Consider the following 19,511-nt stretch of genomic DNA (forward strand, 5'->3'; position numbering starts at 1 on the left):
CAACTTCGACCCGACGGTCTCAGCGACCAAGAGGCAGCACGGTATCTCAGTCGAGAGACGAGTGTAAGTACCGCTGCAGAGGACATCCGTGAGGTAGCCGAGTCTCTGGAAGGGGGTGACGACGGGGTCGAGAGCCGTGCACCACGGGGAGAGACACAGACGCGCTCAGAAAGATACCAAACTACACCGTGGGGCGAAAATTGATGTCGGCTCTACCTGATTGAGATGTCACCATTTCCAATAAAGTCCGAAGCTCACTAGGAGAAGAGCGTATACTACTACCAGATAGATTTCCGCAGGTAGTATACCCCGTTCTAGCCCGAAGGTGATTCCGCTGAAGGCAATGAGCAAGCCTGCAAGATAGATTCGAATTTCCCAAATAAGTCGGCGAGGGCGGCCAATCTCATTAACTAACTCGGTGATATACTCGCCTTCAGAAACATCGTTATTCTCAGCAAATTCCCGAAGTTTATCTGATTTTCTTGGGTGGTAGAACTGCTTAGCTAAGGTTTCTCGACCCACACTCTGGTCGTACCCACTCCTGGCATTTACACTACGGATAACGTCACCAAGCTCAGTAAGTTCCTTTTCGCGCTTGTTCCGATAGTTATGACCCAAGGTCAACCAAGCCAGAACTGCGGTTCCCCAGATTCCAAAATAGACTGTCGAAGAGAGTGTCACAGTTCGTCTAGTTCGTCCTCTAGACGGCTCTCAAGACCAATATCAACAGAGATTTCGGCCTTATCATAGTACACAGTCCCGTTGCGCTCATTTTTGATTAATAGTCCCTCACGGTTCAAGTCGGAGACACACTGGTAGACGCTCCCGATGGGGATATCAGCCTCCTCAGCAAGCCCTTCTGGATCTAAGCTACCATCTGCGTAATACCAGCAAAGACGTTTGTTGGTCGATTTGCCTAATTTCCCTTCAATCAGGTTCATTAGGTCATCTCTGTGACGCTCTTTGTTGAGTGTCGAGAGGATATTTACATCTCCCTGGATATCGTTGATGTCCCGCTGAAGATTGTCCACCTTCTGATTCAGTTCACGTAGTAGGTCGTCTTCAGGCATGATTGAGTTGTGTTAGTAATCTGCGACAAGCTCTGCAGCACTCAGGAGCCCAGTTTTGCGATATTCGATTCCCCCGCCCTGCCCCTTTCGCTCAATTAGGCCGTCGTCGATTAGATCTCCAACGTGGTTTTGTATGGTCTTCTTAGAGACATCATGCTCATCGGCGAGGTCTGCCGTCGGCAATTGAGCCCAATTCTCGTCAGAAAGCTGGTCTAACACCTGTTCCTGAATGTCACTGTGGCCATTTAGCCGCTCATTCAGTCGCTCCTCCTTGTCTAGGGCGAGAAGCGTCCGAATGGTACGCAACTCGGATAGGATTTTTTCGTCAGTCATTATTCAACCAACCCCTCGTCACGTAGCTGGGAAACGGTGCCTCTGATACTGCTTTCTGAGGTACCGACTACTTCCGCCATTTCCTGGGTGCTAAACCCCATCCGATACAGCATTTTGACCTTCTCTTTGTTGGTGGCTCCGTCGTCAAACTGCTCTTCGACACGCAGTTGCAGAAGCCACTTTAGGCGGTTATCTATGCTTTCGAGGAGTTCCTTGGAATCTCGATCCATATTTCTAGTCCTCCGTTTCTTCCTCTAGATCAGGGATTTCGGGAACTTCCAGCCCCGCCTCCTCGAGTTCAATCACGTGGCGATAGGACGACGAGGAGCTGTCTCTTTCTACTAACCCCATATTCGCCCATTCCGTGTGGCGGGCTCCTACCCAGCCACGAGAATAAGAAATGTAGTCCTCGATATCGCGCCGACCGTGTTCTCCGTCAGTCAGGTGATACGTGATTCGGAGATCTCGCTGCCTTTCCTCGTCCTCGTCGGATAAGGCATCCATTAAGAGCGGCTTGGCTTCTTGAAGCCCGATCACCTTAACCCACCGACGGATGTCCTTCAATACCTCGACGGTCTCACTCATTCTCTAAAACCTCCGTTTCGTAGAAGTGCTGCAACATCGGGTGGTTGAGTGACGCGAGAGTCTTCCTGTAGCCGCTATCCGCCTCTTCAACAAGATCGTATTCTTGTAATTCGGAGATCGCTCGGGAAACGGTGGCGTTGCCAATGCCCACTTCCTCTGCGATTTCCGTCTGAGTCATTCCTTCCTCAAGTGCCATTAGCACTCTCACATAATTGTCACTACTCAACATCTCATAGAGGCTGTCGAAGAGATCGTCCCGTGTGTCGAGAGCGAGCAACACAGCCTCTTCCGTTACGTTGCTCATACTTGTGGTTAAACGGTTGATACGACTTAAGACTAGGGTTATTTATAATGATAGTTATGTATGGGGTGGCATGGAGTAATCCGAGAGATCGGAAATGAATCTCCCACAAGCCACGCCCGTGAGGACCCACTGAAATGACCTAATTTAGCCACAGGCAGGGTCAACCCACGTCCCGAAACCCCGATCGCAAGAGTGCTTCAAGATAACTATTCTGTTAGAATAATTTTGTCACGTTCGCAGTAGCGGACTGAGTCGCCATAGCGTCTTAACCGCGAGAAGGGACGGAGTTATCGGGAGTATGTGTCTCTCTGCTGTGTAGTCAATTGACTACACGATTCAGCTACTTCCCCCAGAACGGATCCCGGTTCCGGTGCTTCTCGAGGTACATGTTCAGCGCCTCGATCTCGTCGCCAGGGAGGTCGTCGGTCAGCTCCTGTTCGAGGATCTTCGCGTGCTTCTCCGGGATCAGCGTCCAGAGCTCGTCGCCCTCCTCGATCTGGCGGCCGACGGTCGGGCCGTCGATAGCGACGGAGACGCGGTCGCCGCGGCGGGCCTCGTCGACGTCCTCGCCCTGCTCCTGGATGCCGGAGAGTTCGCCGATGCGCTCGGGTTCGCTGCCGGTGAAGCGCGCGACGGTGGAGTTGTTCTTGAGCGTCCCGGCGACGACCTCGACGCCGACGACGGCAGGGTCGGACTGCCGGAACGTGTGGTCGGGGAGGATCTGGAAGCGAGCGGGCCGGGTGATGTTGTCGAGGATCTGCTCCTGTTGGGCCTCCTCGCGCTCGGTGACGAACCGCTCGTAGTCGTCGATGAGCTGGTAGATGACGTCGTCGGCGAACAGCTCGACGTCGGTACGTTCGATCTCCGCAGCGGCGTCGTCGAGCACGTCGACGTTGAACGCGAAGATCGTGCGGTGGAGTGGCTCCTCCGCGGTCTCGGCGACGGCGACGTCCCGCGGGGCGACGTCACCGACCTCCGCGCGGACGATCGGGATCTCTTCCTCTTCGGCCGCGTTGGCGATCGCCTCGAGGCTACCGAGCGTGTCGGCCTTGACGACGACGCCCTCGTCCGTTGCCTCGACGGCGACCTCCGCGAGCTCCGCCTGGACCTCCTCGATGACGGCGTCGACGGACTGGTCGCGGACGACGCGCAGGGGCGCGCCAGCCATCGCGTTCTCGAGGTCCGGCGCGGCGACCTTGATTCCGGCCGCAGCCGAGACCGAGTCGACCTGCTCGAAGCGGCTCTCCGTGCGAATCTCCGCGAGCGGCTTCGGCTGGAGCAGCGCGCGAACGTCCGTGACAATCGGGTCGTCCTGGCTCCCGACGACGATCGTATCGCCGGGCCGAATCTGTCCGTCGTAGAGTACGACGTCGATCGTCGAGCCGAATCCTTTCTCCTCCTTGACTTCGAGGACGGTGCCGACGCCGGGCCCCGTCGTGTCGATCTCCATCGCCTCGCGCATGTAGCGCTGGGAGAGGCCCATCATCACCGCGAGGAGGTCCGGGATGCCCTCGCCGGTCTCGGCTGAGACGGGCACCACGCCGACGTTGGCCTGGAAGTCCTGCACGCGCCAGTACATGTCCGCGGAGAAGCCGGCGTCGGAGAGCTGACCGATGATCTCGTAGAGTCCCTCGTCGAGGTCGCCCCGAACCCGATCGCTCTGGGCGTCGTAGCTCTCCTGGATCGGCGAGCCCTCTTTCGGCCGCCAGCCCGGAACGGTGTCGACCTTGTTCGCCGCGACGACGAAGGGGGTCTCCGTCCGCCGGAGGATGTCCACTGCCTCCTCGGTCTGGGGCTGGAAGCCGTCGTTGACGTCGACGACGAGGACGGCGATATCAGCGAGCGCGCCGCCGCGCGACCGGAGCGTCGAGAAGGAGTGGTGCCCCGGCGTGTCGATGAAGAGGAGGCCGGGCAGGTCGAAGTCGTCGGGATCGACCAGCGCGCCGGCGATCCCCGAAATCGTGTCGAGGGGGACCGCCGTCGCGCCGATGTGCTGGGTGATCGCGCCGGACTCGCCCGCCGCGACCGCCGAGCCCCGGATCTCGTCGAGGAGGCTCGTCTTGCCGTGATCGACGTGCCCGAGCACGGCGACGATCGGGGTGCGGAGCTGCTCGTCGCCGCCGTCGGGTATGGGTGTTTCTGGCATCGTGAACCTGCAGAAAGCTCTTGGTGAACGTGACCCCAGCAGCGGCATTAACTCTTTTCAACTGTCGAGACTGGACGATGGAACCGACGGCTGGTCAGGATTCGTTCGAAGGGCGCCGGCCGGAGCGGCGGTGGCGGTTCGGCGACCGCCCGCAGCGAGTCACTCCTCGTAGGCGAGGTTCATGATCCACTGGGAAAACGCGTCGCTCTGTGGATCGACCTCCTCCTCGCCGATGAACGGAGAGAGCATGTCGCCGGCCATCAGCAGGGAGAAATCGAGATCGCGTGCGACCGGGGCGATGTAGTAGGTGTTGTGCCCCTCGTAGACGGCCTCCTCGCGATCGACGAGCCCCTTTTCGTGCAGGGAATCGACGATGCGGCTGCCCTTCCGCGAGGAGACGTCGAGCTCCTTCCAGAACTCGCTCTGGTGGATGCCCCCAGTTTCGCGAACCAGCTCGAGACCGGCGCGCTCCTCCTCGGAGAGCTCCGTCTCCGCTGCCGTCGCGCTCACGGCGCACCACCCGAGCAATTGCGGTCGCTGAGCATACGTATGTACGATGACCGCCGTGGAGTTACTTAACCCCTCCTGTCGAGGAAGGAAGCCGTCGAGTCGAGAAACGACGCGGGGAGCTCCAACCCTACGTAGTCGGTCTCACACGGCGGGCCGTCGGCGAAGGCGTACGTCGCCGTGCCGCCGTCGCCAACCGAGACGAGCGACGAGGATCGCGTGCCGAACTCGTCGCGGTGGATGCACACCTCGTATTCGTGATCGCGCAGCAGCGACGCCGCGTCGGCCAGCCACGCCGCTGCCGTCCGTGAAGCGTCCGTCCCGGCGGCAGGCGAGGGTGCGTCGCCGGCGTCGCCGTCGACCGCCGGCAGTTCTCCGCCGCCAGCGTCGACGGTCGGGGGTTCGTCGGCGACGATCCGCTCCTCGAGTGCGTCGCGCAGTCTGACGGCCCGCTCGTCGGCCTCGTCGATACCCGGATTCACGATTACGTGGACGCCGGGGTCGAGGTCCTCGACGCGCAGGTCGCCGTCCCACTCGAGATAGGTCGCGCGATTGGCGTCGGCGACGAGGAGGTTGAATCCGGCGTAGCGGTACGTGTCCACCTGCTCGCGGACGAGATCGACCGCGGCGGACGCGTCGGCCGCGTCGAGCGCGTCGCGAACGAGGAGCCCCCGCGATCGCTCGGCGGGGAGATCGGGTGGTGCCTCGGCTGTCCACCGGTTCGTGATCGCGACGAACAGCCCGCGCTCGGTGACGCCGATCCAGGTGCCGCCGGCTTCGGCGTCCTGCGGAGCGACGATCTCGAGATCGCCCTCGAGGAGCTGTGGTGGCAGCGACTCACGATCGAGCGCCTCGTCGCGGTTCGCCGCGACGGCGATCGGCGCGTCGGCGAGCACCTGCCAGGCGAACGCGATCGTACACACGACGATCGCTACGCTCGTCAATGGATTAAGCGTGTGGTCGCAGCTGATCGGTTCGGTGAGTGCAGACGAGACCAGCCCGCTGCGCGACAGCGTGCGAGAAAGCGATTACGCGTCGACGTCGTGGTCGGGGTCGTCCTCGACCTCGCGCTTGAGCGACTCGCGTCGGGACTTGGCGTCGCGGCCGGTCGCAGCTTCGAGGAAATCGTTCTTCAGAGAGACGGCCTCCTCCGCGTACTCGAGTTCCTCGGGCCCGAGGTCGGCGACGTCGCGCTCGTGGAACTCGACGGCGATCTTGTCCTTCTTGGAGCCGTACTCGGTCTTGCCGACGACGATTCGCTCGAAGACGGGGTTGTCGGGCTCCTCGACGACGTGGAGGTCGTTACCCTTGTAGGACTCCGTGTCCGTGATCGGCCCGAACTCCTCCTCGATCGTGTCCTCTAATTCTGGCATCCGTTCGTCGAGGTACTCGCCGCGTCGCATCTTGTACTCCTTCATGCTGGATGTGTCCTGCCCGGACCGGTATACCTGTTGCGCTCTCCCCGAGTGGACTGCCGACGTTCGGTCGATCGGTCCCGGCTCGATGGTCGAACGAAGGGTTGCTCGGTCGGTCGAGTCGCCTGGTCGATCTCACCGGTGGCCAAACGATCTCTCCGACGGTCGAGGCCGACTCGTTACGGTCGAACGAGCGGACCGCACTGCGTCTCAGAGGAGCGGCTGTAGCTCGGCGAACGGCGGGAACCAGAGCGTCTCTTCGGCCTCCGGGTCACGAACGGCCGGCCGAAACCGATCGACGTCCTGGACCAGCGGCGAGGCGGGGTCGCCCGACGCGGCACCGTTGAGCACCGTTCCACGCGCGAGCCGGTTGAACGCGGGGAGGACGAACACGGACGCGCCCGCATCCGGCGCCGGCCCTTCGAGGTAGCAGGCGTGCCGGCGTCCCTCGATGACGATGGCGGGATGCTCGTGCCCGATCACGTAGCGTTCAGCGTCGAGCGACGAGGGCTGCTCGTCGCCGTGGACGACGACCGTTCCCGTCCCGAGATCGTAGCTGTCCACGACCGCCGCTTCGGCGACGGTCTCGAGCATCCCGTCGTGGTTCCCCGCGACGAAGATCGGCTCGACGTCGGCGTCGGCTGCAGCGGTCTCGACCGCTGCCAGCGACTCGGTGACGGAGTCGTCCACGTCGTCGAAGGCGTGGAGCACGTCGCCGGCGACGACGAGACGCGCTGGCCGGAACTGGTCGAGCAGCGTCTCGATCCGCCGGGGGATCCGCCGGCGCTCGCCGAGGGGCAGTTCGACGTTGGACTCGCGGTCTCGTCCGAGGTGGAGATCTGCACAGACGACCGTGTCGGCGTCGGGAAAGTAGGCGGTGCGGTCGCGAAGCTCAGGCGTCGTCATCGGCGCTCGCGTTCCGGCTGGCGTCGCGACCGGCGTCATCGCTGGATCCGCCGTCGGGCTGCAGGTCATCGGACGCCTCGCCGGGTGGGCTGCCCCCGCCGTCTCCTGCACCGGACGATGCGTCGCCTCCGGACGATACGTCGACGCCGCCGGCCGTGGTGCTGGGCTCGCCGATCGCTGCCCGCAAGTCGACTTCCGTGTTCGTCAGGACGTAGAGTACCTCCTCGAGGGGCTCGACGACCTCGGGGACGATCCGGATCACGATCAGCGTGATCGCGATCAGCGCGACGACGGACAGCGACTGCGAGATGAGGTGATGTGAGACGAAGAAGGAGGTGTGCACGTCCCCGCCGCCCAGCGTCGACGCAATCGTCTGGAAGTGCGGGCCGCCGAACCAGCCGAAGGGCGCTGCGAGCCCGACGAAGACGTTCCGGAAGAGGTTGAGCACGTAGATGATCCCGGTGGCTGCGAGGAACCCGCCGAGCTTCCTGCGGAGTGGCGCCTGCACGGCCGCGGTCAGGCCGCCGAAAATCGAGATCGACCCGATGCCAGTACACGCAAGCACGATGTACGTCGTGTAGCTGTCCTCGGGTCGGCTCGCGAACGTGAACCGGCTCTGGTACCCGTTCGATCCCTCGGTGAGCGTCACGTCGTAGCCGAGAAGCTCCATGCCCCACGCGGACTGCTGGGCGACCGACTCGATGAGGAACACTTTGACCGGCTCGATCGTCGCGATCGGGAGGTAGATGAGTCCCATGCAGGCGATCGCACGCGAGACGACGAGGAGGGAGTCCCGGCCGTCGAGCAGCAGGTACGCCGCGTAGAGGGACAGCGGGAGGGCGGCGAGACTCAACACGCCCTCCAGCGGGCTCCCGAACTCCACGTAGAAGTAGTGGAACATCGAGAACCAGTAGACGCCAAAGAGCACCCAGCCACCCGCGGCGATCGGCACCGCCAGCGAGCGGCGATCGGTCACCTCGAGGACCGCCCCGGCGACGAAGGCCAGTATCGAGAGCCAGATGAGCGGCGTGGAGTAGCCGCCCAGCGCCTCGAGGAGCCCGACCACGGAGACCATCGTGTTGAGAACAGGTCGGCGACCGCAGGACAAGAAGCTGACGACTCCACGAACGCCGGAACCGACGGTTGCGTGGGGGGCGATGAATGGTCGTCGACGGAGCAACACACTCGCTGCTGGCCAGGCTGTTCCCAGAATACTCTACAATCATATGATTGTAATGGCCTCGATATCATCACAGGAAATATACCGACGTATGCCGGATTTCACTACTATTCGTTCCACAGAAATCTAGAACGTGTCATCATATGTGCACACAATCTGTGCTGGGAGTCGGCGACCGTGCAAGCGTCGACGCCCAGCGACGGGCGACGATACCCCGGTGGTCTGAACGTGGCTGAATCCGACGAGTCGCTGAACGTCCCGCTTTCCTCGCCCGGCGAGAACAGACTCAAACGCTGGCTGTTGCTGACTGGCGGTCGAATGACGGTGACGCTCGTGCTCATGGCCGCCGTCTTCGGGGTCATTCTCGGACTCGCGCTACTCAAACCGGTCGGGATGCACGAACTACTCAACGAGTCCAACGCCACTCAGCGGCTGTTCAGCTCCCTGCTCAGCGGTGCAATTTTGCTCGTCTCCGTCGTCGTCTCGATCAACTCCGTGGTTCTCTCTCAGGAGATCACGGACCTCGAAGATCAGGAGGCTCGCATCGAGGCATCGCTCGACTTTCACCGGCGTGTCGAGGGGTACATCGAGGCTGACGTGACGCCCGCGCGCCCGGCCGATTTCATGGTCGCCGTACTCTATGGTATCTCCACCCAGCTCCGCGAACTGACTGCAGTGGCCGCCGACAGCACGAACGAGGCGTTCCGATCCGACGTCCAGACGCTTGCCGAGGAGGTTTCCGAATCGGTCCAGAGATCGCGTTGGGCGCTCGAGAAGGCCGATATGGGTGCGTTCGAGGTATTGCTCGCCGGGCTCGACTACGACTACTCCGAACAGCTCCACGCGATTCGGGGGCTCAAACGCAAACACGCCGGCGATCTCACCGACGAAGAAACGCGGGCAATCGACGAGCTCATCGACGTGTTACAACACGTCGGCACCAGCCGGGAATACTTCAAATCGCTCTACTACAAGCGAGAACTCGCCTATCTCTCGAGCCGGCTCCTCTACGTCGCATTGCCCGTAATCGTCTTCACGTCGTACGTCATTCTGGCGATCGACGCTGGAATCTTCCCGAACGTGTCGGTGTACGGACTCTCGCCGTTGCTGTTGAGCGTCGTCTTCGCCTACGCCGTTGCTCTCACCCCCTACCTCGTCCTGACGTCGTACGTGGTGCGATCCGTTTCTGTGACGCTCAGGACCCTCGCTGCCGGACCGTTCATCCTCCAGGAAGACAGCGACATCGAGTCACTCGACTGGGACGTGCCCGAACCCAAGCGCGACTGGGCGCTCGTCGGCGATACCGAGTATCTCACGGACAAACTCGAGGAGGGGGCAGATGAGGAGGAGTGAGCCTCGCGACCGGGGGAGCTACGCTCCAATCGGCGCTGGCTTTCCCCGCGGCCCTTTCCGCGGTGACAATCCCTTAATACGGCTACGAGCTACGCCGGCACGTGTCGGTCCCCAACCCCCTCCGCTGGCTCCTGCTGGCGGTCGGCCGCTGGCTCTCCCGCGTCGAGCTGGTCGACCGCGAGCGGATCGAGCGGACCACTGACCTCGCGTGGCCCCGGATCCTCACCGGGATCGCGCGGATGTCGAAGTCCGTCGCCGACGTGGCGATGGTCGGCCTCGCGATCGGCCCGGCCGCGATCGCTGGCGTCGGGTTCGGCGGCGCGTTCTGGGGACTCGCGTTCGCGCTGGGCGGCGGCGTCGCCGGCGGAACGATCAGTCTCGTCTCCCAGCGCTACGGCGCGGAGGCCTACGACGAGCTGAGCACGGTCGTCACCTGCTCCGCCGTGGCCGCACTCCTCATCACGATCCCGATCGCCGTCCTCTTCGCCGCGATCCCGGAGACGCTCATCGGGCTCGTCGGGAGCGGCTCGAGCGAGGCGTCCATTGAGTACGGCGCACAGTACATCCAGGTACTGGCGATCGGCGTGCCGCTGGCTGGGTTGAACCTCATCGGCTCGCGAGCGCTCGTGGGCGCGGACGACGCCTGGACCCCGATGCTCGTCCGCGGCGGCGGCGCGATCGTCAACATCGCGCTCAACGCGACGTTCATCTTCGGGCTCGGCATGGGCGTCACTGGTGCTGCGCTCGGCACCGTCCTCGCGAACGTCCTCGTCGCCGGAACCTTCGCCGCCGGGATGCTCCGCGGGAGCCTCCCCGGCATCGGCGAGTTCCCGGTGACGGTCGCGCTCGGGAGCGCGCCGATCTTCGACCGGGAGATCCTCCGCGACCTCGTCCGGATCGCGAGTCCGCTGGTCGTCTCGAACACGGCTGGCAACGTCGCGCGCTTCCCCCTCCTGTTCCTCGTCGGCCAGTTCGGGGAGACGACCGTCGCTGCCTACGTCATCGGCCGGCAGGTCAGGAACCTCCTGAACACGCCGGGCTGGGGGTTCAGCCTCGCGTCGTCGAGCCTCGTCGGCCAGGAACTGGGAACCGGGGACGAACGCGAGGCCGGACTCTACGGTCGTGACATTCTCCGCCTCGCCGTCGCGACGTACGCCATCGGCGCGGCCCTGGCCGTGATCTTCGCTCGCCCGATCGCGATGGGGTTCGTCAACGAGGCGTCGACGCTTCCTCTCGCGACGAAGTTCGTCCGCGTCGCCGCCCTGAGCGTGGTGTTCTGGGGCGTCAGCGGGGCCGCGACGGGGCCACTCCGGGCGAGCGGTGACACGCGCTGGCCGTTCTACGCGAACCTGCTGGGGCGATACGGGTTCGCGATCCCGCTCGCCGCGCTCGGTGCGTGGACGCCGCTGGCGCTCTGGGGGATCTACGCATCCATTCTCGCGGAGACGATCGTGCCAGCCGCGGTGAACTACCACCGCTTTGCGACCGGCGAGTGGAAGACGATCAGCCGGGAGTTCCGGCCGGATACGGCACCGGGAGACGATTGAAACTGAGGCCAATCCTTGGCCGCTTCCGACTCTGGGGTTTCGCTACTCGCCGTCGAGCAGATCCTGGAGGATTCGCTCCAGCTCGGCGGCGTCGTTTGCCACGTAGTTCGCCCCGGCCATCGCGTCGACGTCCTCGCCGAGCGCGAACCGGATCACGGTCGCGCCCGCGCCGGCCGCCGCTCGAACGCCGTTCGTCGAGTCTTCGATCACGATGCACGACGCCGGATCGACGCCGAGCTCGCTGGCCGCGTGCTCGTAGACGTCTGGTGCGGGCTTGCCGGCACCGGGCGCGTCGAAGGCGCTCAGCACGATGTCCAGCGGTTCGAGATCGAAGCGATCGACGACCGCCTGGATCCAGTCCCGACGAGCCGAGGAGACGATTCCGACCGGGAGCCCGCGCTCGCGCACGAGGTCGAACAGCTCGTGCACCGCCGGATCGGCGTCGGCCTCGCTCGCGTAGAGGTCGATCGCGCGCTCTTCGAGCAGTTCCTCGTAGTAGGCGCGGTCGCGCTCGAGTCCGTACTGGCTCTCCAGATCGGCGATCGACTCCGGGTAGCTCCGGCCGCGCACGTCGTCCCGAGTCGGCTCGCCGTCGACGGCCTCGTTGAAGACCGCCGACTCCCAGAGCTCGTGCCAGTGGGCCTCCGTGTCGACCAGGACGCCGTCCATGTCGAAGAGGACCGCGCGAAACTCGCTCACGACCCCGAGTATCCGCCGACGCAGCAAGACGGTGGCGATCCGGCGGAAACGCGAGCAGACAGGGACCGTTTCGGCGTTCGACACCGATAACCGCCGGGTGGGAATGGAAGGGGCCGACCGCTCGTCGCGTTCTAACGACGTAAGCACCGGAGCGACCGAAGGGAGCGAGGAGCACAACGAGTTAGAACCGTCGAGCGGGAGGGGGCTTCCTGGCTGTTCGCGGTCGCAGCCGTCGAAATTGAACGTGATACACCTGTCCCGAGCGGGAGATTCAAACGAACGGACTTCCTACGAAATCTCAGATGCGGCTCGACGAGTTCCTCGACGACTTCGATCGCGACCTCGACGCCGAGAAGCGGCGGCTCGCCGAGGAGAAGTCCTACGCGATCACGGACCACCTCGAGGACGTCGAGACGCGGTTCGAGAGCGCGCTCTCCGGCGACACGCTCGTCGGGTCGACGTCGCCGGAGATCTTCGTCGGCCGGAGTGGCTACCCGGACGTCTCGACGGGCGTGCTCTCACCCGTCGGCGACGAGGACCAGGCCGAGGAGTACGCGACGAGCGGGAACTGGTATGCGAACGGCCTGGGGGTCGAGGACGTGCTCCAGCGCCGGACAGGGCTGCTCAACTCCCAGCGCCGCGCGAAGGTCGAGGTCGACGACGTCTGGGACGGGTTCGTCGGCGCGCAGCGCGAGGTCGCGATCGCGGACCGGCCGGTCGGCGTCGAGATCGGGCTGGACGACCGCCCGGAGATCGACCTCTCGACGGACGCCGTGGCGACGCCGACCGGCCCGAACGCGACGGCCGAACGCGTCGACCTCACGGAGAATCCCTACGTTCCCAGAGCGGTCAAGAAGACTCTCGAGGACGACGACTGGCAGGCCCAGGGTGCGATGAACTACCTCTGGCAGCGGGGGTTCGACGTCTACGAGATCAACACGATCCTCTCGGCGGGCGCGCTGGGCCAATCTGCGAACCGCCGGCTCGTCCCGACGCGGTGGTCGATCACCGCCGTCGACGACACCGTCGGGCAGTTCATGCGCGGGCAGATCCGCAACAGCCAGAGCGTCGACGAGGTCGAAGTCTGGTACAACGAGTACGTCGGCAACCGCTACTGGATCGTGCTCGCGCCCGGGCAGTGGGAGTTCGAACTCGTCGAGATGAAGGGTCCGGGCAGCGTCTGGAACCCGGACGAGGCCGAGTACTTCCTCGCCTCCGCCAGCGAGGGGTACGAGGGCCGGACCGGCTACGTCGACGAGACCGCCGGGGCCTACTACGCCTCGCGGCTGGGCGTCCTCGAGGAGCTCGTCGAACGCGACCGGCAGGCGAAGGCGCTGGTGCTCCGGGAGGTCACCGACGAGTACTGGGCGCCCGTGGGCGTCTGGCAGGTCCGCGAGGCCGTCCGCAACGCCTTCGGCGACGGCGTGATGGACCGGCCAGCGACGGCGGAGACCTTCCACGGAGCGGTGCAGGGTGTGGCCTCGGAGCTCCCCGTCGAGATGGACCAGCTGCGGCGGAAATCCGAGATGGTCGCGGGCGTGCAGTCCCAGCTCTCGGCGTTCGAGTGAGCGCTCACCGAACGAGCTACCCATCGAACGAGGTTGCTATCGAACGTGCTTCCTATCGAGCGACGGTTCGAGATAGCGATCGCTCCGGAGCGATCGAGCGAACGGGAAAAACGGCGAATCCCGAGTTAGCCGAAGAGGTCGCCGAGGCCCTCGCCGCTGGCCTCCTCGTCCTCGTCGTCGTCCGTGGTGTCGGGGAGATCCTCGTCGGCCTCCTCGACCTCCTCGTCGTCATCGTCGCTCTCGTCTGCGTCCGCGGACCCGCTGTCCGCGGCACCACTGGCGGCCGCGCCGCCAGCGGGGACTGCGGCCGCCTCCGCGACGGCCTCGTCGATGTCGACGTCCTCGAGGGCGGCCACGAGGGCCTTGACGCGGGACTCCTCGACGTCCACGCCCGCGGCCTCCAGCACGTCGGTCAGGTTACTCTCGTTGATCTCTTCGCCGGTCTCGTTGAGGATGAGTGCTGCGTATACGTACTCCATTTGTAATCACCCGAACATGTCGCCGAGGCCTTCCGCACCTGCGTCTTCGTCGCCGTCGCCAGCGTCGTCGTCATCGTCGGCCTCCGCGTCCGCTTGGTCGTCGGCCTGTTCGTCCTCGGATCCGTCGTCCGTCGCAGCGTCGCCGTCGTCGGCCGCCTCCTCGGCAGCCGGTTGGGCGGGCGCTTCGACGTCCTGGAGGTCCTCCGGGAGCGCGTCGGGGTCGTCGACCTGTGCGACGAGCGCGCGAACCTGCGCGTCCGCCTTGCTCACGAGGTCGTCGGCCAGCGACGGGCTCTCGATCGAGGCCTGCAGACCGAGGCTCTTGGCCTCGCCCTGGGCCTTCGCGATGAGGGTACCCGCGGTCGTCGCCGTCGGGTAGTTTGCGTTGACCGAGAGATTGCGAGCGCGCGCCGCGGCGGTCGCGACGTCGTCGCGGTACTCATCGACGTCGATCTCCAGCTCGTCGGGCTCGAAGAGGACGCCGTCGGCGACGACGCCACGGAGGTCGAGACCGACCTCCTTGGGTTCGAGTCCGAGCTCGGAAAGGACGTCCGCGAGCTCGGAAGAGACTTCGTCTCCCGCCTCCGCGACCGTGCTGTCCTCCGTGACGTGGATGGATCCCTCCTGGATCCGTGCGGCCGCGCCGACCGTCTGGAGGTCGCCGACGAACGGGCCGGGGTCGATCCCCGTGTCCTGCTCCTCGATCACGATGTCGTTGGGAGCGACCTCGCCCGCACCGATGGGCGCGGGCGTCTTCGAGGCTTCCAGCTGCTGGTAGAGCCCGAAGGGGTTCTCGTTCGTCATGATGAGGCCGACCTGTCCGGTCACGTGTCCGGTGAGCTGGTCGAGCCCGCGGTCGGACTCTTCGAGTGCACGGCGCAGGAGCGTGTTCCGGCTAACCCGGAGCTCCGCGGTGCCGTGGAGGCCACGTCGCATGTCCTGGAGCTGCCGGCTCGGGATGCCCGCGATGTCCACGACGCCGACGCTCTCGAAGTTCTCGAGCAGGTCGACGATCGCGTCGACCTCCTCGCGCTTCCACTCGGGGATCGTCTCGGTGCGATGTTCGGCGCTCATCTACACCACCTCCTCGGCGGGACCCATCGTCGTCTTCACGAAGACCGTGTCGACGTTCTGGGGGCCCTTCTCCAGGTCCGCGTAGAGTCGCCGGAGGATCACGTCGATGTTGTCGGCGATCTCCTCGGCGGACATCTCCTCGGCGCCGACCAGCGCGTGGAACGTGCGCCGGTCGCCGCTGCGGAGCTGGACGGTGTTCTTCATCCGTTCGACGACTTCGACGACGTCGTCGTCCGGTGAGAGCGGGGTCGGCATCTTGCCGCGGGGCCCCAGGATCGTCCCGAGGTAGCGCCCGACGTCCTGCATGAGCGCCTCCTCCGCGACGAAGAAGTCGGTCTCGCCCGCGAGCTCCTTCGCCGCATCGTCGTCGTCGCCGAGGTCAGCGAGGTCGTCGCCGGAGAGGACGTCGTCGGCGACGTCCTCGGCGCGGACCGCGGTCTCACCTTCGGCGATCACGACGATGTTCGTCTCCTGACCGGTACCGGCAGGAAGGACGATGCTCTCGTCGACGCGATTCGACGGATCGTCAAGGTCGAGGTCGCGCAGATTGATCGCGAGATCGACGGACTCGGTGAAGTTCCGGTCCGGCGACTCGTCGAGTGCGCGAGAAACTGCTAGTTCGATTTCCTGATCTGCCATTGTTCACCTCCGTAGTGCGCCTGTGGCTCCTACGGATCAGTGAAACAGGCCAAGCCTGTCTCGTCGGAAACGATGGTCATGGGCTATAAAAAGTCGTCGAAGCAGCCCACGTCGGCAGGGCGCGGAACCGCCGTGTGGGCGGTTCACGGGCGATTTGCCCTCGTTCGTCACGGCTCGTTCGTCACGGCGAGTTTGGTCGCACTCGGTCGGCCCGTGAACTCCGCACTGACGGCTCCTCACCGTCGGTGGTCGGTGCGCTCAGTGGTCGTGACCGGCCATCTCCTGGAAGGTCTGGCCGAACCGCTCCTCGAAGAGGTCCTCGAGCAGGTCGTTGGCTTCCTTCACGGTCTCCTGGGGCGCCTCGTCGGCGTGGAAGACGCGCGTGTGCATCTGCTGTGCGAGTCCGAGCAACACGAGGTCGCCGGACATCTCGGTCGGCGATTCGCCCTCGCCGAGCGCCTCGATGGCGGCGACGGGAACCTCGATCTCTTCGGTCTCGTGCTCGGAATCCGACTCGATGGTCAGCGTGTACGTCTCGGCCATGGGCGAACCTCCCCGTCCAGACCCTTGAAGGCTCTCTTTCGCCGGTGGACGACGAGCCTCCAGGCCGCCAATCGATGGTACGCTCGCCGGACTATCACTCGATGCTCTCCACCGACCGGAAGGACAGCGTCACCCGTGCACCGTCGGCCTCGTCGTCGAACGACACGGTGCCGCCACTGGCCGCCGTCGCGTGCGCGATCAGCCAGAGTCCCAGTCCACTGCCGTGCTGGAGCGGCGTGATCTCGCCGGCTTCGAGCACCTCTCGCTCGGCGTCGGGGATCCCCGGGCCGTCGTCGGCGACCGTGAGCTCGGCGCCGTCGGGGACCTGCTCGAGCGTGACGGTGATCGTCGGATTCGGGCCGGCGTGTTGGAGCGCGTTCCCGACCAGCTCCTCGACTGCTCGCTCGATCGCACCCGACCCGAGGACCGGGCACGTCTCCGGAGCGTCGACCTCGATCGTTGCGTCGGGATCCATTCGGCGGGATCGGTCGACCACGGATCGAACGATCGAGGCGGCGTCGACCTCGCCGAGCTCGCGGCGCTCGGCGTCGATGACCCGACTGATCCGTTTGGCCTTCTGGCTCATCGAGAGCAGGTCACGCGCCGTTTCGTCGAGCGTCTCGAGCAGTTCGCCCTCGCGCACGTCGCCCTCCGCCCGGGCCTGTTCGAGCTGGTCGATTCCGGCGAGCAACACGTTGACCTCGTTCCGGACGTTGTGCCGGAGGAGCCGCTGGAGGACCGCGAGATGTCGCTCGCGTTCCTTTTGCTCGGTGATGTCCGTGTAGATGCCGAAGCCGCGCGTCGTTCCGTCGGTCGCCTCGTATGGAACGCCACGGAAGAGGAACTCCCTGCGCCCGTACTGGGTCTCTCGCTCGACTTCGGCGTGGTTCACCTCGCCGGTCGCCGTCTGTTCGTCGAGTGCTTTCGCCCGATCCATGTCCTCTTCGGGAACGATCACGTCGTTGAGTCGATCGCCCGCGATCTCCTCTTCACGGAAGCCAAAGGTCTCCTCGAAGGCCTCGTTGACCGACTCGATCACCGATTCGTCCTCGAAGTACCCCTCGACCACTGGATCCGGAATGTTCTCGAAGAGGTACTCGAAGCGGTCCTCCTGGGAGTCGAGCTGTTCCCGGACGGCGAGCAGGTCGCTAATGTCCCGTACCGTCCCGACCACGCCGCGGAACTCGTCGCCGGGCAACAGACTGTAGGTCAGCTCGACGGGCACCTCCTCGCCGTCACCAGTGGTGAGGTCGATCTGCTGGGTCCGGGTCGCACCGGGTGGCTCGTCGAGCAGCTCTCGGATCAGCTCGGCGCCATCGCCCTCGGACCTGTCGTCGATGAAGTCCCCGACGTTCATCCCGAGCACTTCCTCGCGGTCGTAGCCGAGGCGCTCCGCGAGCACCGGCGTACAGTGGAGCATGTTCCCCGTCTCGTCGTGGACGTAGACCATGTCGTCGACCGTCTCGAAGGCCGTCTCGAGCCGCTCGAGCTCGCGGGTGCGCTCGACGCGGTCGAGCACCCGCGCGACGTTCGTCGCGAGGAGTCGCGCCAGCTGCACGTCCGACTCGTCGAACGCGCCCGGTCCGGGGGTCGCGATCAGGAGCGTGCCGACCTCGCCGATCGGCACGTGGAGTCTACTCGTTGCGGGCAGTGCGTTCCCGGTGCCGGTCTCGGTACTCTCCCGCCGGACGACGGTGCCGCTCTCGAGGGCCTCGACGGCACCGTCACCCTCGGTTGGATTCGGGAGCGTGCCACCCGTCAGCGCTTCGGTGGCGTCGGTCCAGGCGACCGGCTCGAGCGATCCCGAAGACGCTCCCTCCAGGAAACAGACGACGAACTGGAAGCCGAGGATATCGGCGGCGGCGTCGACTGCCTGCTGGGCAACTGCCTCCGGGCTCCGTGCGTCCAGCAGCTCCCGCATGGTTCCGTGGACCGCCTCGATGCGGTCGACCCGCTCGATCCGGTCGAGCGCGCTGCGAGCGTTCGCCGCCAGCAGCTCCCCGACGTGGCGATCGCCGTGGCCGAACGCGTCGGCGCTGGTCGCTCCGAAACTCAGGACGCCGTGATCGCCGAGCGGGAGGGCGAGCGCCGACTCGATCTCCGTGATCCCCGCGTCCGACAGGGTCGCCGCGTCGAGTTCGTGCGGTCGCTCGTGTTCGATCGCCGGCCGTAGCGCGCTCTCTTCGAGTGGCACCGCCGGCAGGCCTCCGATCATCTCCTCGGCGCGGTCGGAGCTGGCGACCTGGCGAAGCGTCTCGCCGTCGTCCTCGAACAGGTGCACGCTCACGAGTTCGTAACCCAGCGCCCGTTCGGCGGTTTCGACGGCCGTCGTCGCGACGGTCCGGGCTTCGTCCGCGTCCATGAACGCCTGCGCGCACTCCAGCAGCGCGCCGATCCGCTCGTCGCTCGATCCGCCGTACTGGCCCGTTCGATCGTCGCGATCGGGGGCCGTCGTCACATCGTTGGACTCGCCCGCGACGCCGTCGAGCGCCTGGAGTCGTCGGGTGATCCGCTGCCCGTCGCGCTCGCCGGTGGTCAGCACCCGATCGTCGGCGCCCGCTTCGAGTGCGGCGCCGGCCCGGTCGGCCGCCGTGGCCGGCACCGCATAGAGGATCGGCAGCTCCGGGGCGGCGGCGCGGAGCGCATCGATCGTCTCGACGTCGCCGTCTCCCGCACAGACGATCGAACAGTCCGCCGACGAAGCCGCCGCGACCGCCGGACGGTCGGGCGTGATGCCTCCGTCCGAGAGCTGGCTTCGCGGCCGGTCGCCTTGCTGCCGCTCGCGTTCCTGCCGTTCACGATCCCGCCGTTCGGGTTCCTGTCGTTCAGCCGTCGAGCTCTCACCCGCCACACGCTCGCTATCCCCACGTTCGCCGTCGCTCTGCATCTGCTCCTCCCGCGAGCGCTCGTCAGTCCCGCTCACCTGCTCGTACGCACTGGCCTCGATCGAGAAGCCGCGGTCTTCGAGGGTGGCGATCGTCGTCCCCGAAACCGTTCCAACCAGCAGTAGCGTCGGCATTCGGTATAGCCCAAGGTGGGTGGGACCGAACAAGTGAGTTGTGGCCAGCTATGCGACCGCGAAGCGGGCGAATGCGGCCGCTGGCTGCCGATTTCCGAGAGAAGCACGTCTGCGGTGAGCAACGGTCCCGGACGAGAACCGGTC

General features: G+C 65.0%; 21 protein-coding genes. 3 read left to right on the forward strand and 18 right to left on the reverse strand.

Features of this window, described 5'->3' with window-relative positions; translation table 11 throughout:
• Nucleotides 1-228: 228 nt before the first annotated feature.
• The 12 genes from ACZ5KP_RS12360 to artA form a co-directional block, all read right to left on the reverse strand.
• On the reverse strand, nt 229-681 hold the full coding sequence (locus ACZ5KP_RS12360) for a hypothetical protein (protein WP_460917966.1): 453 nt from the start codon (nt 679-681) through the stop codon (nt 229-231).
• Nucleotides 678-1,070 carry a hypothetical protein gene (locus ACZ5KP_RS12365; RefSeq protein WP_460917968.1) on the reverse strand — a complete coding sequence of 131 codons (393 nt, stop codon included), beginning with the start codon at nt 1,068-1,070 and terminating at the stop codon, nt 678-680. Before ACZ5KP_RS12365 ends, ACZ5KP_RS12360 begins: the two co-directional genes overlap by 4 nt.
• Before the next feature lie 12 nt (nt 1,071-1,082).
• The gene (locus ACZ5KP_RS12370) at nt 1,083-1,403 is read right to left on the reverse strand and encodes a hypothetical protein (protein WP_460917969.1); all 321 of its coding nucleotides are present in this window, start codon (nt 1,401-1,403) and stop codon (nt 1,083-1,085) included.
• A complete protein-coding gene (locus ACZ5KP_RS12375) occupies nt 1,403-1,633 on the reverse strand; it encodes a hypothetical protein (protein ID WP_460917970.1) in 231 nt (76 codons plus the stop codon). The genes ACZ5KP_RS12370 and ACZ5KP_RS12375 overlap by 1 nt, the downstream gene beginning before the upstream one ends.
• Before the next feature lie 4 nt (nt 1,634-1,637).
• Nucleotides 1,638-1,988: a hypothetical protein gene (locus ACZ5KP_RS12380; protein ID WP_460917971.1), complete on the reverse strand. Its 351-nt coding sequence runs from the start codon at nt 1,986-1,988 to the stop codon at nt 1,638-1,640.
• Nucleotides 1,981-2,292, reverse strand: coding sequence for a winged helix-turn-helix domain-containing protein (locus ACZ5KP_RS12385; RefSeq protein ID WP_460917972.1), 312 nt, complete (start codon nt 2,290-2,292; stop codon nt 1,981-1,983). The genes ACZ5KP_RS12380 and ACZ5KP_RS12385 overlap by 8 nt, the downstream gene beginning before the upstream one ends.
• A gap of 340 nt (nt 2,293-2,632) precedes the next feature.
• Nucleotides 2,633-4,438 carry a translation initiation factor IF-2 gene (gene infB / locus ACZ5KP_RS12390; RefSeq protein ID WP_460917973.1) on the reverse strand — a complete coding sequence of 602 codons (1,806 nt, stop codon included), beginning with the start codon at nt 4,436-4,438 and terminating at the stop codon, nt 2,633-2,635.
• Between the two features lie 159 nt (nt 4,439-4,597).
• Nucleotides 4,598-4,948, reverse strand: a complete 351-nt coding sequence (locus ACZ5KP_RS12395; RefSeq protein WP_460917975.1) for a helix-turn-helix transcriptional regulator — start codon at nt 4,946-4,948, stop codon at nt 4,598-4,600.
• Nucleotides 4,949-5,013: 65 nt separating this feature from the next.
• Nucleotides 5,014-5,868, reverse strand: coding sequence for an NRDE family protein (locus ACZ5KP_RS12400; protein WP_460917976.1), 855 nt, complete (start codon nt 5,866-5,868; stop codon nt 5,014-5,016).
• A 105-nt stretch (nt 5,869-5,973) separates the two neighbouring features.
• Nucleotides 5,974-6,363, reverse strand: coding sequence for a DUF5611 family protein (locus tag ACZ5KP_RS12405; protein ID WP_460917977.1), 390 nt, complete (start codon nt 6,361-6,363; stop codon nt 5,974-5,976).
• Between the two features lie 207 nt (nt 6,364-6,570).
• Nucleotides 6,571-7,266 carry a metallophosphoesterase gene (locus ACZ5KP_RS12410; protein WP_460917978.1) on the reverse strand — a complete coding sequence of 232 codons (696 nt, stop codon included), beginning with the start codon at nt 7,264-7,266 and terminating at the stop codon, nt 6,571-6,573.
• Entirely contained in the window at nt 7,253-8,341 is a 1,089-nt protein-coding gene (artA, locus tag ACZ5KP_RS12415) for an archaeosortase A (RefSeq protein WP_460917979.1), read from the reverse strand. The genes ACZ5KP_RS12410 and artA overlap by 14 nt, the downstream gene beginning before the upstream one ends.
• A 333-nt stretch (nt 8,342-8,674) precedes the next feature.
• Here artA and ACZ5KP_RS12420 point away from each other — a divergent pair, with 333 nt between their 5' ends.
• Both ACZ5KP_RS12420 and ACZ5KP_RS12425 read left to right on the forward strand, forming a co-directional pair.
• On the forward strand, nt 8,675-9,799 hold the full coding sequence (locus ACZ5KP_RS12420) for a DUF7972 family membrane protein (RefSeq protein ID WP_460917980.1): 1,125 nt from the start codon (nt 8,675-8,677) through the stop codon (nt 9,797-9,799).
• Nucleotides 9,800-9,900: 101 nt separating this feature from the next.
• Nucleotides 9,901-11,346 carry an MATE family efflux transporter gene (locus ACZ5KP_RS12425; RefSeq protein WP_460917982.1) on the forward strand — a complete coding sequence of 482 codons (1,446 nt, stop codon included), beginning with the start codon at nt 9,901-9,903 and terminating at the stop codon, nt 11,344-11,346.
• Nucleotides 11,347-11,388: 42 nt separating this feature from the next.
• Here ACZ5KP_RS12425 and ACZ5KP_RS12430 read toward each other — a convergent pair whose 3' ends face one another.
• Nucleotides 11,389-12,045 carry an HAD family hydrolase gene (locus tag ACZ5KP_RS12430; protein ID WP_460917984.1) on the reverse strand — a complete coding sequence of 219 codons (657 nt, stop codon included), beginning with the start codon at nt 12,043-12,045 and terminating at the stop codon, nt 11,389-11,391.
• A 302-nt stretch (nt 12,046-12,347) separates the two neighbouring features.
• On the opposite strand from ACZ5KP_RS12430, the gene nreA reads away from it, so the two are divergent.
• Nucleotides 12,348-13,613: a DNA repair protein NreA gene (gene nreA, locus ACZ5KP_RS12435; protein WP_460917985.1), complete on the forward strand. Its 1,266-nt coding sequence runs from the start codon at nt 12,348-12,350 to the stop codon at nt 13,611-13,613.
• Between the two features lie 125 nt (nt 13,614-13,738).
• On the opposite strand, the gene rpl12p is transcribed toward nreA, so the two are convergent.
• The 5 genes from rpl12p to ACZ5KP_RS12460 all read right to left on the reverse strand — a co-directional run bounded on the left by rpl12p (nt 13,739) and on the right by ACZ5KP_RS12460 (nt 19,367).
• Nucleotides 13,739-14,092 carry a 50S ribosomal protein P1 gene (gene rpl12p, locus ACZ5KP_RS12440; RefSeq protein ID WP_460917986.1) on the reverse strand — a complete coding sequence of 118 codons (354 nt, stop codon included), beginning with the start codon at nt 14,090-14,092 and terminating at the stop codon, nt 13,739-13,741.
• Nucleotides 14,093-14,098: 6 nt separating this feature from the next.
• Nucleotides 14,099-15,166 carry a 50S ribosomal protein L10 gene (locus tag ACZ5KP_RS12445; RefSeq protein ID WP_460917987.1) on the reverse strand — a complete coding sequence of 356 codons (1,068 nt, stop codon included), beginning with the start codon at nt 15,164-15,166 and terminating at the stop codon, nt 14,099-14,101.
• Nucleotides 15,167-15,805 carry a 50S ribosomal protein L1 gene (locus ACZ5KP_RS12450; protein ID WP_460917988.1) on the reverse strand — a complete coding sequence of 213 codons (639 nt, stop codon included), beginning with the start codon at nt 15,803-15,805 and terminating at the stop codon, nt 15,167-15,169.
• A gap of 258 nt (nt 15,806-16,063) precedes the next feature.
• Nucleotides 16,064-16,348, reverse strand: a complete 285-nt coding sequence (locus ACZ5KP_RS12455) for a DUF7545 family protein (RefSeq protein ID WP_460917989.1) — start codon at nt 16,346-16,348, stop codon at nt 16,064-16,066.
• Between the two features lie 94 nt (nt 16,349-16,442).
• Entirely contained in the window at nt 16,443-19,367 is a 2,925-nt protein-coding gene (locus tag ACZ5KP_RS12460) for a PAS domain S-box protein (protein WP_460917990.1), read from the reverse strand.
• Nucleotides 19,368-19,511: the final 144 nt, after the last annotated feature.

It is taken from the genome of Salinarchaeum chitinilyticum (genome assembly GCF_055390775.1).